The organism is Pseudomonas sp. IT-P253 (genome assembly GCF_949768125.1).
In the GTDB taxonomy this organism is placed as follows: domain Bacteria; phylum Pseudomonadota; class Gammaproteobacteria; order Pseudomonadales; family Pseudomonadaceae; genus Aquipseudomonas.
This window is the reverse complement of record NZ_CATKPT010000055.1, coordinates 227,002-242,371: the sequence shown is the minus strand read 5'-3', so window position 1 is coordinate 242,371 and position 15,370 is coordinate 227,002. Positions and strand designations below refer to the sequence as shown.

Genomic DNA, 15,370 nt, shown 5'->3' with positions numbered 1-15,370 from the left:
CCCTGTTTACGGCTGCGACTGCGGCGGAACCGCCGCCGGATCCAGCGGCTGATAAGGTTGCAGTACGGTGTCGCGTTGCTCGCCCAATACCCAGGCGAACCCCGAATACATCACCACCAGGCAGGCCGTGGTGAACAACACCACCATCCACGCCGGCACGATGCGCACCAGGCTGCTGCGCTGATCGTTCAAGCCTTTCCAATGCGGTGAAAGCTCACGCAATACGTCGCCTCGCAGCTGGCGAATCTGGCGATACAAAGCGTCGCGGATGCCGTCGAGTTCGAGTACGCCGCGCGCTTGCACGCGGTACTTGCCTTCGAAACCGAGGGACAGGCACAGGTACATCAACTCCAGCATTGGCAGGTGCCTGGCCGGGTTTTTCGACAAGCGATCCAGCAGCTGAAAGAACTTCTCGCCCCCGGACGTTTCATTGTGGAAGCTGCTGAGCAGGCTCATCTGCGACCACTCGCTTTCGTTACCCCACGGTGTAGTGACGACGGCCTCATCGACCACGGTGCAAAGGACGTAATGCGCGGCCATCACCTGACTGCTTTCGGCGCCATCTTGCAGCGCGCGTGCGTCAAACAGTTTCAGCCCGGCGGTCAGGTGCTTGTTGAGCGCGAAGATGTCTTCACGCGTGTCGCTGTGCTTGAGCCGCACCACCTCTGACAACAGGTCGGACCCTGCAGCCACCAGCGAGTTGAGGCTGATGTTGAAGGACTCCGCCGGACGCAAGCGCGCGGCGTAGATCATCCGTTCTTCCAGCTGTTCAAAACGCGGCGGTGCGGCGAAGTCGGTCAGCGGACTTTGCGCCGGGCCGCGGCCCTGGCGGTCGAGCAGGACGGTTTTATCGTCCTGACAGTGTTCCATGTCCTTGGTCATGTCAGTCAGTTCCTGATGGCCCAGAATTTCAGTTCAAGCTCGGCAAATTCGCCGGACACGTGGAACGCGAAGCCGCCGGAGCACTCGAGTTGTGCCAGGTCTTCGGAACTGAGTTCGAGGATGAAATAGGTTTTGTTGGAGTGGAACGCGATCTGCCGTGGGGCCACCGGCAACGGCCTGACCTTGATGCCGGGTAGATGCAGGTTCACCAGTTGGCGGATGTGCTCCACCGGGCCGATCTTGAGGTGCGCCGGCAAGCGGTGTCGCAGCTCTTCGGAGTCGCAGTTGGCGCTGGCTGCGAGCACGAACGAAGCCGAGCCCAGCAGTTTGTGGTCGTGCAACGGCGAGACAATGATCCCGTACTGACGCGCTTGCAACACCAGCTCGATGGCGTGCTGTTCGAGCACCATCGACAACACCTGGCGAATTGCTTCCATCAGTTTTCGGAAGCTCGCGCCCTGGTCGCTGTGCTGGTAACGGCTGTCCAGACGCGGGCGTTTGCTGTCACTGGAGAACGTCGCCAGATCGCCGAGCATGGTCAGCAGCGTGCGGTACAACTCTTCCGGATGAACCTGTTCCAGACCGAGGTAGTGACGCAACAACAGCTCGGTGCGATTGATCAGTTGCAGCATCATAAAGTCGCCGACTTCCGCGCCACCGACCTTACCGTTGGAACGGATGCGGTCAGCGATGGTGTCGCCGCGATGGCCGAGCATGCTGATCACTTCTTTCAGGCAAGACAGCAGGTAGCTGGAGGAATGCGCCTGAATGTAGGTCGGCACGAAATCCGGATCGAGGCTGATGACGCCGTCGGGCGTGGTGTCGAGCACGTCGCAGATTTTCAGCTTCACGTAGGCCTGATCACTCAGCTGTTCACCGAGCAACAACTTGAAGTCCGGACGAGCGCAGCTGACCTGACTGGTGGAATCGTCGCCGGCGTGGGAGTTGGCGACCTCCGTTTCATACGCGATGTAGCGGGCCAACACATCGGACTGCTCCGGACGACGGGATTCGATGTGGTTACCAGTGACCAGTGGCAGCGTCAGGTAGACCGGCGTGTTACCGGTGTTCGGCGGCACGTCGAGCGCCAGTGGCTCGGTATTGCCCCCGAGTTCGAACAGACTGCCGTCCGGCATAATTCCCGAGGCCTGGCTGATGACCAGTTTGCCCATGTTGAGGAACTGCAAGTCGATGTCCAGGTTCAGGAAGCCCCAAGTGTAGCCGCCCAGTAACTGCGTGCGGGTCTTCATCTGGTGGTCGTAATAGCGATCGTTGTGCTGCAAGTGCTGCGGACGCAGCAACATGCCTTCCTGCCAAATGACTTTATGAAAATTCATGATCAGTCATCCGCCTTGGCCAGCGTATCGTTGCTGTTGCGAATGCCGACCTGATCGAGGGTCAGATCAGCGGCAGTGACGCCCGCTGGCGTGACTTTCACCGTGTAGCGCCATTTGGTTTCCGGCAGATCGCGGTAAGCGGCAAGGACGCCAACGTAGCGGCTGCCCTCTTGCACGCTGAGCTTCATCTCCACGGTTTCACCCGGGCGCAGCTCGATTTCTTCACTGACTACCAGGTCCGGGGCCAAGGATTCCTTGGCGTGCTCGTAGAGGCTGAAGAAGTCTGCATTTTCGAACGTCACCGGATGTTTGAGCTCGAACAGTCGCACGACAATGGGCGACGGACGCCCATTGAGGTCGGGGTTCAATTGATCGCTGGCCGTGAGTCTCAGGTTGAGTTTGGTGACGTGGGAATACGGCGACAGCGACGAGCAACCGGCCAGTATCAGCAGCGCAGCGAACGCCGTCAGCGCCTTGAAAAAAACGATCGAACAACGAGACATGCGCATCATCCTTGGTGGTCGGTGTGAAGGGTGGAAATCAGGCGAATCTGCTCTTCGTAGGCTTGGGCGAAGTCGCGGGCCAACAGGCGCTCGCTCCAGTCATCGTCCTGACGCAGGGCCTGGTGATACCGACCGTATGCTCTCCAGCGGCTGCCCGACGTGGCCAACAACGGCTTGTTGTCGCGTTCGAAACGCAGGGTCAATTGCTGTGGCGAGAAATGTTCCAGTGCGCCGCGAACGGCGGCGCGGCTGGCAGTCAGCAAGGCCACCTGATGCGCCTGCAAATCGCGGAAGGCACGGGAGATCGACAGCTCGGCCGTCAAGTGGCCCGGCTTGTTCGGCTGCAACAAAATGCCCAATGCTTCACTGGCATCGACGGCAAATTTCAGCGGATTTTTGTGAGTGCCTTGCACGGTGGTCTGAGCCAGACGCAGTTCGTTTTTCAACTCGCTGCGGGTACGCAGGCTCTGCTGCAAACCACCAACACTTTGCTTGAGCAAGCGCGCTGCATTCAGCGCCAGCGCTTCGCGGGCATCGTGATCGAGGCCTTTGAGGTCCACGCCCAGCGCCGTCCCAAAGTGCTCCCAAAAACCTTCGCTTTGACGCTCAGGCGCTTTCGATCCCGGGGCTGGCGCGGGTTCAACCGGAGCATCGATCAGCTCTGGTACCCTCAGGCTTTCCATGTCGATGCGGGCGTAGTCGGCACACTGTTGCGGCTCCTGACGCGGTGTGTCGAGGGCACGCAGCTCGTCGATTTCCGAGAACACACGCTCTTGCCGATCGAGCATGCTCAGCGGGTCGAGGTCGAGGAAAGCATCGTCAGGAATGACGCTGCCCGCGGCCTGCGGACGCCCGACTTCGGTGTCACACGTCGCGGGATCGCGGACCAGCCGCGCACGGATCTCAAAATCACCGAGCACGTAGACGCTGCCGTGCTCAATGCGCATGGCTTCCCCCTTGCGCAGGCGCACGCCGCTTTCGCTGTCCTGAATACCGTTGCTGCTGGTATCGGTCAGGAAAAACGTGCCTGCGTGGCAGCTGATCATCGCGTGGTGATTGGACAGATGACGTTTGCGATCCGGAATGATCCAGTCGCAATCCTCCCCCCGGCCGATCACGCCGCCAGCCTGCTTGAAGGTCTTGCGGCACAAATCCGTAGGTACGAACTGCTTGGTGTTCAGCATTTCGAAAACCAGTTCCATGATGATGCTCCTGGCGGTCACTTGCCGCGATTGACCGCCTGCGGATCGCCCAATGGGCGATAGGTGTTGTCGTTGAACTTGTAATTGCCGCTACAGCCACCGAGAGCGCATAGAAAGACGAGGCTCAGCAGGACAGCTTGCCAGTGACGAACAGGCATCAGAGGGTCTCCAGAGGTACACAAAGCACGAAGCACCGACCCGTTCGGGCGGCACGTTCAAAAGCGAACGAGAGAGGGTTTTGGACGCTGGCCATAGGCTGCAAACCAAATACCTGTGGCGAGGGTGCTTGCTCCCTCGCCACGGAGGGTCGCCGATAGACATTGAGATCAGCCATCGATGGCACCGAGATTGATATTCAGACGACCGAGGCGATACAGCAGTGTGCGGCGCGGCAATCCGAGTTCACGAGCGCAGAGGGTCTGGTTGCCGTCGTTCTTGCGCAGGGAATCGAGTAACAGACTGCGCTCGACCTGTGCCAGGCGTGCGCGCAGGTTCATGCTGTGGTCTTCCGGCATGGGGACCTTGCGCAACGAAAAATGCTCGGCCAGCAACTCGCCGCCTTCGCACAGCAACACGGCACGTTCGACCAGGCTTTTGAGTTCGCGCACATTGCCGGGGAAGGCATACCCAGACAGTTGATCCAGTGCCGCATCGGACCACCACACGGCCTCTCGCTGCAGGAACGAGCAGGCCTTGTCGGCGAAGTGCCGAGCCAGGTCGAGGATGTCGCCTTCACGCTGACGCAACGCCGGCAACTCGATCGGAAATTGCGCGAGACGGTAGTACAAGTCCTCGCGGAACTTGCCTTCACTGACCAACACCGACAAATCACGGTGCGTCGCGGCAATGATGCGCACGTCGATCCTGTGGGTGTCGTTGGAACCCAGCGGACGGATCTCGCCTTCCTGCAATACGCGCAGCAACTTCGCTTGCAGGGACAACGGCATGTCGCCAATTTCATCCAGCAACAAGGTGCCGCCATTGGCGGCATCGAACAGCCCGACGCGGTCGCGGTCGGCGCCGGTGAAGGCGCCTTTGCGGTAGCCGAACAGCTCGCTTTCCAACAGGTTTTCCGGGAACGCCGCGCAGTTCTGCACGATGAACGCCCGGGAACATCGTGGGCCACCGTCGTGAATCGCCCGTGCGACCACTTCCTTGCCGGTGCCGGTCTCACCGCACAACAGCACGGTGTAGGGGCTGTGCAAGACTTTGCTGATCAGCGACCAGGTCTGGCGCATGGCCGAACTCTTGCCGATCAGACCATACCCGCTGGCGCTTGGGGCACTGACCTTCGCCGGTCGTGTATCGCCGGTCGGTTGACGCAACCGTTGCAGTAAATACAGTTGGCCGAGCACGAACGAACCGAGTTGACCGAGGGAATCGGCAAAGCCTTGCAGTTCGATGTGCCGACGACTGGCGCACAGCAGCAAGCCTGCGACAGCCTTCTGCCGATTGACCAGCGGCACGCACAGCAGCGACTGCCAAGGCATGGCCTGCGGCGGCAGGAAGCTGGTTTCGTGCAGGCTGGCGCTCAACTCGCTGAGGCACACCACGCGGTTCTGGCACAGGGCGAATTGCAGCAATTGTTCTCCGTTGTAATCCGCCAGCAGGCTCGCCGCGTCCCGGGGTTGCACAATCCCGTTCAAGCACTCAGCGGTCATCTCCAGGCACGTATGCGTCGCGTCCAGCAGGTACAACTGTGTCAGCTCGCAGCCGCTGAGCTCGGTCAAGCCACGCACAAAATCTCCCAGCAGCGCAGCGCCATCCGCCGCCCGTGACAGGCTGCCGAACTGCGCCAGCAAGGCTTCGGCATAGACCAGCGGTTGCGGCACCTGTGTGAACATCACACCCACCTCAGGCGAACTCGCAAGTCACGCTGGCGTGGCCATCGAGCGTCGCGTGGACACGCTTGAGGCGTTCGCCGGTGGCCATCGCATCGAGCAAACGGTCAGCCAGCCGCGGCAGCACGTGCAGGTCAAGCAAGTGATCGATCAAACGAGCGCCGCTGTCGCTTTGGATGCAGCGTTCGGCCAGGTAATTGACAAGTTCCTGGGAATAGGTGAAATCCAACTGCCGGCGACTCAATCGCTCACCCAAACGGCCGAGCTTGATTTCGATCAGCTCGCGCAACACTGGGCCACCGACCGGGTAGTAAGGCACCACGCGCATGCGTGCCAACAGCGCCGCTTTGAAATGTTTGCTGAGCACTGGGCGGAGGTTTTCTTCAAGCACTTCGGCAGTCGGCCGCGCGCCGTTTTCGCAGCATTCGCTGATGCGGTCGCTGCCCAGGTTCGAGGTCATCAGGATCAGCGTGTTGCGAAAATCGATCTCGCGCCCTTCCCCGTCGTTGGCCACACCTTTATCGAAGATTTGGTAGAACAGGTTCAGCACGTCCGGGTCGGCCTTCTCGACTTCATCCAGCAGCACCACCGAGTATGGCTTCTGGCGCACGGCTTCGGTGAGCATGCCTCCCTCGCCGTAACCGACGTAGCCTGGCGGTGCGCCGATCAGGCGAGAGACCGTGTGTTTCTCCTGAAATTCGGACATGTTGAAGGTGGTGATGAAACGATCACCGCCATACAGCAAGTCAGCCATGGCCAGTGCCGTTTCGGTTTTGCCGACCCCGCTCGGGCCAACCAGCAGGAACACGCCGACCGGTGCATCGGGATTGTTCAAGCCGGCAGCGGTGGCGCGCATCGAGCGATCCAGCGCATGAACGGCTTGTTCCTGACCACGAATGCGCGTGCGCAGGTCGGTGGCGAAGCTCGCGATTTTGGCGTTGTGCTCGCGGGCCAATTGCGCCAATGGCACGCCGGTCCAGGCGCTGATCACTTCAGCCACCAGCCGCGGACAGACTTCGAAGCTCACCAGACGCTCTTTGACTTGAGCATCGGTCAGGGCGCGATGGGTTTCGTTCAGCGCAGCTTCAAGGAACGCGACGTTGTCCACTGGCGCTTCGAGGGTTTCGATTACGCTGCCTTCAGCATCGCCCTCAACCGTGATGCTAGGTTCGACAGCGGCGGCTTCACGAGCCTTGGCCAATTGCTGGCGCAATTGCAGCAAGCGTTCGGCCAGCTCTTTTTGTTTGGTCCAAAGGGTTTCCAGGGCGCCCCTTTCGTCTTCGGCAGCATCCAGACGATCTTCCAACGCACCCAACGCTTCGTGGTCGATCGGCAAGCCCGCTTCGGCGTCACGGCGCAGGGCTTGCCGCTGACGGCCACCTTCGGCCAATTCGCCACGCAGTCGCTCAAGACTTTCCGGCGCGGCAGCAAGACTGATGCGTACACGGGCACACGCCGTGTCGAGCACGTCGACAGCTTTGTCCGGCAACTGACGACCCGCGAGATAACGAGCCGACAGCTCGGCCGCTGCAACCACTGCGTCATCGCGCAGGTAGATGCCGTGGCTCTTTTCGTAAACCTGAGCCAAGCCACGGAGGATGGTCACCGCTTCGTTGACGGTCGGTTCGTGCAGGTGCACCGGCTGGAAACGACGGGCCAGGGCCGGGTCTTTCTCGAAGTACCTTTTGTACTCGGCCCACGTGGTAGCAGCGATGGTGCGCAACTCGCCACGAGCCAAGGCTGGTTTCAGGAGGTTGGCTGCGTCGGAACCGCCGGCATTACCCCCCGCGCCAATCAGCGTGTGAGCTTCGTCGATAAACAGGATGATCGGTTTCGGCGAAGCTTTGACTTCGTCAATCACGCCTTTGAGGCGACGTTCGAATTCACCTTTGACGCTAGCACCTGCTTGCAACAGGCCCATGTCCAGCGACAGCAATTCGACGCCTTTCAACACGTGAGGCACTTCACCCGCCGCGATGCGCGAAGCCAGGCCTTCGACGATAGCGGTTTTACCGACGCCCGCTTCACCGACCACTATCGGATTGTTTTTGCGGCGACGGGCGAGGATGTCGACCATCTGCCGGATCGCGCCATCGCGGCACAGCACCGGGTCGAGCTTGCCGTCGCGGGCCTGTTGGGTCAGGTTGTGGGTGAAGCGCTGCAGCAGCGATTCGCCCGGCACCGCGGGTTTACCGGTGACCGCTTGTTCTTTCTGCGAAAGCGCGAATGCTTTGAGGCGCTCGACGTCCAACTTGGCGAGCAACAACTGATAGCGACTGCCGGCGTAGCGCATTGGGTTGCGCAGCAGCGCGAGGATCAACGCGGCTTGCTCGACCTGGCTCTGGCCCAGTTCAAGGTTGGCCACCAGCAACGCGTCTTGCAGCCACTGCACCAGTTCCGGGGCGAATACCGGGTTGCGCGAAGCGCTGTGTTCGCCCCCAGACTGCAGCACGGCGCTCAGTTCTCCGGCATCTATGCCGACATCTTGCAGCGCGCGTACGAGCAAGCCTTGCGGGCGCTCCAGCAGGCCCAGCAGCAAGTCTTCGACGAGGATTTTGCTGCCGCCACGGGCGACGCAGCGTTCGGCACAACTTTCCAGGTCTCGGCGGGTTTCGGCGTCCAGTGCCTGGATAAGTTGTTGCAGGTCTACATTGATCATTGTTCATCTGTCCTTAATGAATTTTGCTGCCCAGGGTCACCACGCCGTCCGCTTTTTCGCGGCCGAGCCAACTGGTCCATCCCAGGCGACAGGCGTTTTGCTCACCAATGCGCAGTTCGCGGATCTCTTCCTGGCGCAACACCAGGCGAATGTCGTAATCGAGCGGGTCACGCAAGGTGAACCGCACCAGCGCACACAGCGGCTGGTAGCCGAAACCGATCGGCAGGAATTCGTGAAATCGTTGCCAGTCAAGTTCACGGATGTGAATGCGAAATTTTCCGCTGCGGTCGCGCACGTGTTCGCCCAGCACCAAGTCTTCGCCGAGCAGGCTGTTGCCGCGACCCAAACGATTGCGTTGCTCCTCGAGAATTGTCACGCGACGCTCGATGCACTGCTCGATGTTCAGTTCAGCGTGTTTGAAGTAGTAACGCAGCACCGCTTCGATCAGCGCCGCCGAGTGTGCCCGCAAACTGAGCAGGCCGAGGTACGGCAGCAGGCGTTTCCAATTCAGTTCCCGGGCCCTGCGGATCTCTTCGCCACCGAGGCCGATCAGCGCGAACAGTTGTGAAGAAAACGGGTCTAGCGCGCCACTCTGGAAGCTCGCGCGGTAGCGGTATTTTTGCCAGATCGGCAGCATCAGCCGTTGCAGGCGATGGTGAAAAAGGTCGAGAAAATTGCGGGTCGGGTTGCCATCTTCGCTGTCGCCCAGAGCCTGTTCACCGTAGAACGCCGGCAGCGGCGAACCGGAGCCGACCAGGCCGATCAGGTTGAAACGCAGCCGCGCGCGCATCTGCCCGTGTTCTTCGAAAAACTCCACGCGATCAACGTCGCTGCCAGGGAAACCCAGGCTCGGGTTGGCCTGAAATTCCAGCTGGTCGTACAGATCGTCTTCGCTAAGGTGTGGATGTGCCTCGCGCAGCCGGTCTACCACCAGCAGCACGGCCTGAAACAGCGAGTACTCGCGTATTACCCGGCTCAGCGCGCTTAAAGCAGCGGCTGCAGGCCCATGCGTGGTGTCCATTGGTAAACCTCTCCTTGCGTACTTGTTACCCGCAGCTCGTGGTACGAATTGAGGCTGGCGTAAAGCGCGAAAAACTCGTTAAGAACCGAAGCGAACACGAACAGGTCGCCCTCGCCGATATACCCTTGCGGGTCGATGGTCAGCTCGGTGCGCAACCCGCGTACTGGCAACCCTCGGTGCAAACGGTCGACGTGTTGATGCTTGATCGACTTCAGTCCGTCCAATAGGCGTCTACTGACCTTTTCAGCGTGTTGGTCGTAGTAGCGCGGCAGGTCGTAGGTTTCGAGAATGACCTTCAGCGCATTGACGTCGGCCAGTGACAGATAGTTAAGCGACATGTTGCTGATCAGCTTCCAGAGGAAGTCGTGATTCAACGGCGGCGCGAAACTGGACGTGGCCGGGGTGATGTTGCGGAAACTCAAAAACTCCGGGGTCTGTTCGCAACCCTGACTGATGTCGCCGAGCTTGAGCTTGCGCGGCAAGTTCTGATTAGTGCACATCAGCTCGACCGACAGGGTTTCGTGGGCCTCGGTGTGGCGGATGCCGAAGCTCAAGTGGGTGTCGAGGCCGTCGTGCAGCGAAGACGAACGCTGGCGAATGCTGTAGTGCGGACGGCTGGAGGGCACGTCGAAACTCGGGTCGTGCTCGAAGGATTCGAACGGCACGTACGCCTGATAACCGAGGCCGCCGGGCTTCCAGCCGGTCACGGTTTCCACCGAAAACACACCGCAGTTTTCCAGGTCGAATCCGGCTGGCAGCAACAGATATTCGTCTTGCTTGCCGTCAAGGCGGATCGGCAACGCATCGTGCTTGAACAGGTTCACGATCGGAGTGCAGTAAAGTTTCACGTTGTCCAGCGTCGGACGCAGACGCTCGATGCCGCTCTTGCGAATATCAAAACGCAATTCGAGGCCGCGCATCTGCTTGAGCGTGTCTTCCGGCAGCGCCTTGAGCAGGTCCAGGCCGTTGATATCGACGAACAGAAACTTGTCCTGGAAGGCGAAGTATTCCTGCAAGTAGCGATAGCCGCGGAAGGTGTTCAGCGGGTATGGGATCAACGCCTCATCTTCGGCAAAGCCCACCGGCTGTACGCGGTTGCCGGGCATCTTGAAGGCCATTGGCATGTCGTTCACACCATTGATGGGCTTGCCGGCGCCGTCCAGCGGGATCAGTTCGATGCCTTCCAGATTGCGCAGCAGGCTGAGGTACAGCATCTGGCTAATGTAACGCTCGCCAGCAAAGTGCAGACGCAGGCGACTGAGCTCCAATTCACCGAGGTGGCCGTCGGCGCTCATCTCCAGGCGCAGGCTCAACAGTGAACCGTCGCCCTTCACCGAGTAATGCAGCGCGATCAGGTTCAGCGGCAAGACTTCGGTCGGGTAGCAGGTGCGGAATCGACAATTCACGCCATCGATCGGCACGCTCTCGACCGCCGTATCGCGCTCAACCCTCAACGCGGGACCCGAACGCTGCAACGAGTCGAACTGCAAAATGCTGAACGCCGGCAGCGGCCGCATGTAGTTGGGCCACAGCAGTTGCATCAGCGAATGGCTGAGTTCTGGTAGCTCGTCGTCGAGCTTCTGGCGCAAGCGCCCGGTCAGGAATGCGAAGCCTTCAAGCAACCGCTCTACATCAGGATCCCGCCCGGCCTGCCCCAGGAAAGGTGCCAACGCCGGGCTACGCTCGGCGAATCGGCGACCTAACTGGCGAAGTGCGGTGAGTTCGCTTTGGTAGTAGTGGTTAAAGGACACGCGCAGTACCTGTTTGTCGTTAGCTGACGTTGACTTGACCGCTGCCATCCAGGCGCGCGGAAAAACTGACCTGACGCTTGAAACCGTCAACTTCCAGCAGGCCTTCAATGCTGAAGGACAGGCGAAGCTGATCGTGATCACGCGGCAGGGAGATGACACGCACGTTGCTCAGGCGCGGTTCGTAGGCTTCGATGAAGCTTTCAATGGCCCGGCGGGCCTGACTCAGGGAGTCGTGCAGGCTCAGGCGCATGTCATTGAGATCAGGTAGCCCGTAATCGGACAGCGTCTGCACGCTGCCCGCCCGGGTGCTGAGCATCTTGGCCAGATGGGCAGCCACGGACGCCATGGCGCAGGCCTCGCGACTCCAGCCGACGCGTTTGTCCGCGTCGCCACCGAGGCGTTCGAAAAGGCTGCCGTATCCAGTCATGCGTTCGCTCCGCTTACTCTTTGTCCAGCTTGCCCACCAGCGACAGGGTGAAATCGGCCCCCATGTACTTGAAGTGCGGGCGCACGTTCAGGCTGACGCGGTACCAGCCAGGCTCGCCTTCGACATCGCTGACGATGATCTGCGCCGCACGCAGTGGGCGACGACCACGGACTTCGGCGCTTGGATTTTCCTGATCGGCCACGTACTGGCGGATCCACTTGTTGAGTTCCAGTTCGAGGTCGGTACGTTCTTTCCACGAACCGAGTTGCTCGCGCTGCAGCACTTTCAAGTAGTGAGCCAGACGGTTGACGATCATCATGTACGGCAGTTGGGTGCCCAGCTTGTAGTTCAGCTCTGCCTTCTTGCCTTCAGCGCTGATGCCGAAAAACTTCGGCTTCTGCACCGAGCTTGCCGAGAAGAACGCCGCGTTGTCGCTGCCTTTGCGCATGGTCAGGGAGATGAAGCCTTCCTCGGCCAGCTCGTATTCACGACGGTCGCTCACGAGTACTTCGGTTGGAATCTTGGTTTCGATTTCGCCCATGCTTTCGAAGTGGTGCAACGGCAAGTTTTCCACCGCGCCACCGCTTTGCGGGCCGATGATGTTCGGGCACCAGCGGAATTTGGCGAAGCTGTCGGTCAGCTTGGTGCCGAACGCGTAGGCCGTGTTGCCCCACAGGTAGTGCTCGTGGCTGTCGGCAACGGTTTCCTTGTACACGAACGATTTGACCGGGTTTTCTTCCGGGTCATACGGGTTTCGCAACAGAAAACGCGGCACGGTCAGGCCTACGTAACGGGAATCTTCCGACTCGCGGAAGCTCTGCCATTTGGCGAAATGCGGACCGTCAAAGTGATCCTTCAGATCCTTCAGATCCGGCAGACCGGTGAAGCTTTCCAGACCGAAGAATTTCGGACCGGCCGCGGCAATGAACGGCGCGTGGGACATGCAGGCAACGCTGGACACGTACTGCATCAGTTTCACGTCCGGCGAACTTGGGGACATGAAATAGTTGGCGATGATTGCGCCCACCGGCTGGCCACCGAACTGACCGTATTCAGCGGTGTAGACGTGCTTGTACAGGCCAGCCTGCATCACTTCCGGCGAATCTTCGAAGTCGTCCAGCAGGTCTTCTTTGGAGACGTTGAGGATTTCGATCTTGATGTTTTCTCGGAAGTTGGTGCGGTCGACCAGCAACTGCAGCCCACGCCACGACGATTCCAGAGACTGGAAGTCAGGGTGGTGCAGGATTTCGTCCATCTGGCGGCTGAGCTTGGCATCGATCTCGGCGATCATGCGGTCAACCATGGCTTTCTTGACCGGCTCACCGCTGTTCTGCGGCTTGAGCAGCTCTTCGATGAACGCCGACACACCGCGTTTGGCGATGTCGTAGGCTTCGTCATCCGGGGTCAGGCGGGTTTCGGCGATGATGCTGTCGAGAATGCTGTAGTCGCCGTTCTCGTTGTTCTTTTGCTGTACTGCGCTGGTGCTCATTATGTTGGCTTCCTTGGCTGATAGAGACTCAGGCGTCCTGGGCTGCGGCGCTCAGGCCCAGCTCACCCAATACGCGACCGCGGGATTTGTCGTCGGCGAGCACGCCTTCGATGGCTTTGCGGAAGGCAGGCGCATTACCCAGGGGGCCTTTGAGGGCCACCAGCGCGTCGCGCAGTTCCATCAGTTTTTTCAGTTCGGGCACTTGCTCGACCAGGCTGGCCGGATTGAAGTCCTTCATTGAGTTGACGCGCAGTTTCACGGCCAGTTCTTCAGTGTCGCTTTGTTCCTCAAGACGGTTCGGCACACTCAACGTCAGCTGCAGCTCTTGCTTGGCCAGCACTTCGTCGAAGGTCATCCTGTCGATGCTGATCGGCTTGCGATCTTCGACTTTGCGTTCGTCCTTGCGGTGGGTGTAGTCGCCGATTGTCAGTAGTTTCAACGGCAGTTCAATTTCTTCCTGAGCACCACCGGTGGCAGGTTTGAAGGTGACGTTAATACGTTCCTTGGGGGCTACCGAGCCTTCTTTGGCCATGGCGTTTCTCCTTGCGGTTGTGGCCCGGGGGCCTATTCGAGTACCACTTCGAGATCGAGGTGGCACAGCCTGCGATAAATCTCTTCCTTACGTTCACGGACGGCATGGTTTTGCGGTAGCAACTCGCAGCAGCTGTGCAGCAAATGCAGCACTTGCAGTGCAAGATCAGGCTCCCAGGCATAGAGGCCAGCGTCCTGTAATGTCTGGTCGAGGGTTTCGAGCTGGGTCTTGGCCAATTCGTATTTCTTGGCCATGAAGCACAGCCGCGCGAGGGCGAACTGCCAGAAGAATCGAATGCGGCCGCCGTGGGCGCTTTGCAGGCCTTGCTTGAGAACTTGCACGGCAGCCTTGAGGCCATCCTTGCGCAGAATTGGCACGACTTCTTCGAGGGCCTGTTCCCAGGCCGATTGGGTATCGGCGACCTCGATCTTGCGCGGCGCACTGGCGCTTTGCAGGTGCGGCATGACATTCGCGCCGATCCAGGCGCGGGTAGCCGGATCGGCGAACGGGGCACCATCATGGAAGCGCAATTCGAGAAGGCCGGGCAGGCGCTGAATCAACCGTGCAAAGTGGATTTCCACTTCGCGCATGGCCATTTCGGCATTCAGGCCCTGGAGGCACTCCCAGACTAATCGCTGACCGTCGAACCAGAACGGCGCCTTGGCCAGACTGGCTTCGAGGTCCACCAGCAGGTCGGCGTATTTGGTCTGGTCGTAGCGTTCCTGATAGGCCTTGAGCTTGTCTGCCGGCAGCCCGCGTAGCGCGGTGATCTGCTCGGCGTTACGCTCGGGCACCACATCGATGGGCAGCCAGAGCAACGTGCGATTGAGGTGCAGCGCGCGCAGGTCAGTGGCGTTTTGCTTGAGCCACCAGGCGCACAACGGACGGGCGCTTTCCTGCTGGCCGCGCAGGGCCTTGTGGGCCTCTTTTTCGTTGTCGATGGGCGCGCCCGGATTGAACAACTGCGTGGCGGCCTGCTTGACCTGAGCCACTGCGGCGCTCACCACACCCGGCTCCGGCTGGTTATCGGCGGCACGCTGGACCATGCTTTTCAAACGACGGGAAATCGGCAGCAGCAAGGGCGCGTCATCGCCCAAGTGTTCGGTGCAAGCCGCATCCAGACCTTCCAAATGCTCCACCAAACGACGAAACAACGGCAGCTGCTCTTTGATCGCGACGTTTTCATTCAGCACTTGCTCAAGACGCGGCACCAACCAACTGATGGCAGCGGAACGAGTACGGGGCTTGTGTGGATGAATGTCGTCCCAGTGGTGTTCACTGAGGTGGTGCAGCAAACCGAGACCGGCCAACAGCCCCGGGAAAGATTCGCGCTGGTACAGGGCCCAGGTCAGCCAGGCAGCCACCCGCAGATCCTTGGATTGAGTGCGCAGCAGGTTTTCGCTGTTTTCGCGGATTTTCAGCCAGTCGACCAGACCGCTTTCATGCATGGACTGGGCTTTGCCCAACTCATTTTCCACTGCTTCATATTCGTTCGAAAAGCGAACATCCTCGCCCGCGAAGTTCTCTTTGGAAACAGAGGCCTTTGCGAGTTCGAGGTAATGAGTAGACAGTTTGTTTGAGTAAGACATCCATGGCCTTTATTAAGAATTACGGTCATTGGCCAATTGGAGTTCCAATGACGCCAGCCCGTGTGGCCGAAGCCGGCGCGGAGCATGACAAAAATAGAAAACTAAAAATGTAGGACGCTTCTGAAAATGCATGCAGA

At 59.8% G+C, this 15,370-nt stretch carries 13 protein-coding genes; all 13 read right to left on the bottom strand.

The genetic code is table 11. The features are described from left to right. Window positions 1-6 precede the first annotated feature (6 nt). The 13 genes from icmH to tssA all read right to left on the bottom strand — a co-directional run bounded on the left by icmH (window position 7) and on the right by tssA (window position 15,233). Window positions 7-882, bottom strand: a complete 876-nt coding sequence (gene icmH / locus ACM6IR_RS23520; protein ID WP_414909907.1) for a type IVB secretion system protein IcmH/DotU — start codon at window positions 880-882, stop codon at window positions 7-9. Between the two features lie 5 nt (window positions 883-887). Then, on the bottom strand, window positions 888-2,219 hold the full coding sequence (tssK, locus tag ACM6IR_RS23515) for a type VI secretion system baseplate subunit TssK (protein WP_414909906.1): 1,332 nt from the start codon (window positions 2,217-2,219) through the stop codon (window positions 888-890). Window positions 2,220-2,221: 2 nt separating this feature from the next. After that, window positions 2,222-2,722, bottom strand: coding sequence for a type VI secretion system lipoprotein TssJ (tssJ, locus tag ACM6IR_RS23510; RefSeq protein WP_414909905.1), 501 nt, complete (start codon window positions 2,720-2,722; stop codon window positions 2,222-2,224). Window positions 2,723-2,727: 5 nt separating this feature from the next. Beyond that, window positions 2,728-3,924, bottom strand: coding sequence for a type VI secretion system-associated FHA domain protein TagH (tagH, locus tag ACM6IR_RS23505; protein ID WP_414909904.1), 1,197 nt, complete (start codon window positions 3,922-3,924; stop codon window positions 2,728-2,730). A gap of 17 nt (window positions 3,925-3,941) precedes the next feature. Next, a complete protein-coding gene (locus ACM6IR_RS23500; RefSeq protein WP_414909903.1) occupies window positions 3,942-4,082 on the bottom strand; it encodes a type VI secretion protein in 141 nt (46 codons plus the stop codon). Window positions 4,083-4,250: 168 nt separating this feature from the next. After that, the gene (locus tag ACM6IR_RS23495) at window positions 4,251-5,768 is read right to left on the bottom strand and encodes a sigma-54 interaction domain-containing protein (protein WP_414909902.1); all 1,518 of its coding nucleotides are present in this window, start codon (window positions 5,766-5,768) and stop codon (window positions 4,251-4,253) included. A gap of 10 nt (window positions 5,769-5,778) precedes the next feature. Further along, complete coding sequence (tssH, locus tag ACM6IR_RS23490) at window positions 5,779-8,424, bottom strand: type VI secretion system ATPase TssH (protein WP_414909901.1); 2,646 nt, start codon at window positions 8,422-8,424, stop codon at window positions 5,779-5,781. Between the two features lie 13 nt (window positions 8,425-8,437). Beyond that, window positions 8,438-9,445, bottom strand: coding sequence for a type VI secretion system baseplate subunit TssG (gene tssG / locus ACM6IR_RS23485; protein WP_414909900.1), 1,008 nt, complete (start codon window positions 9,443-9,445; stop codon window positions 8,438-8,440). After that, the gene (tssF, locus tag ACM6IR_RS23480; RefSeq protein WP_414909899.1) at window positions 9,409-11,196 is read right to left on the bottom strand and encodes a type VI secretion system baseplate subunit TssF; all 1,788 of its coding nucleotides are present in this window, start codon (window positions 11,194-11,196) and stop codon (window positions 9,409-9,411) included. Before tssF ends, tssG begins: the two co-directional genes overlap by 37 nt. Before the next feature lie 19 nt (window positions 11,197-11,215). Then, a complete protein-coding gene (gene tssE / locus ACM6IR_RS23475) occupies window positions 11,216-11,623 on the bottom strand; it encodes a type VI secretion system baseplate subunit TssE (RefSeq protein ID WP_414909898.1) in 408 nt (135 codons plus the stop codon). Between the two features lie 13 nt (window positions 11,624-11,636). Beyond that, complete coding sequence (gene tssC / locus ACM6IR_RS23470) at window positions 11,637-13,112, bottom strand: type VI secretion system contractile sheath large subunit (protein WP_414909897.1); 1,476 nt, start codon at window positions 13,110-13,112, stop codon at window positions 11,637-11,639. Window positions 13,113-13,140: 28 nt separating this feature from the next. Then, window positions 13,141-13,644 (bottom strand): type VI secretion system contractile sheath small subunit, encoded by a 504-nt coding sequence (tssB, locus tag ACM6IR_RS23465; protein ID WP_414909896.1) that lies wholly within the window; start codon window positions 13,642-13,644, stop codon window positions 13,141-13,143. Between the two features lie 32 nt (window positions 13,645-13,676). Continuing rightward, a complete protein-coding gene (gene tssA / locus ACM6IR_RS23460) occupies window positions 13,677-15,233 on the bottom strand; it encodes a type VI secretion system protein TssA (protein WP_414909895.1) in 1,557 nt (518 codons plus the stop codon). Between the last annotated feature and the right edge of the window lie 137 nt (window positions 15,234-15,370).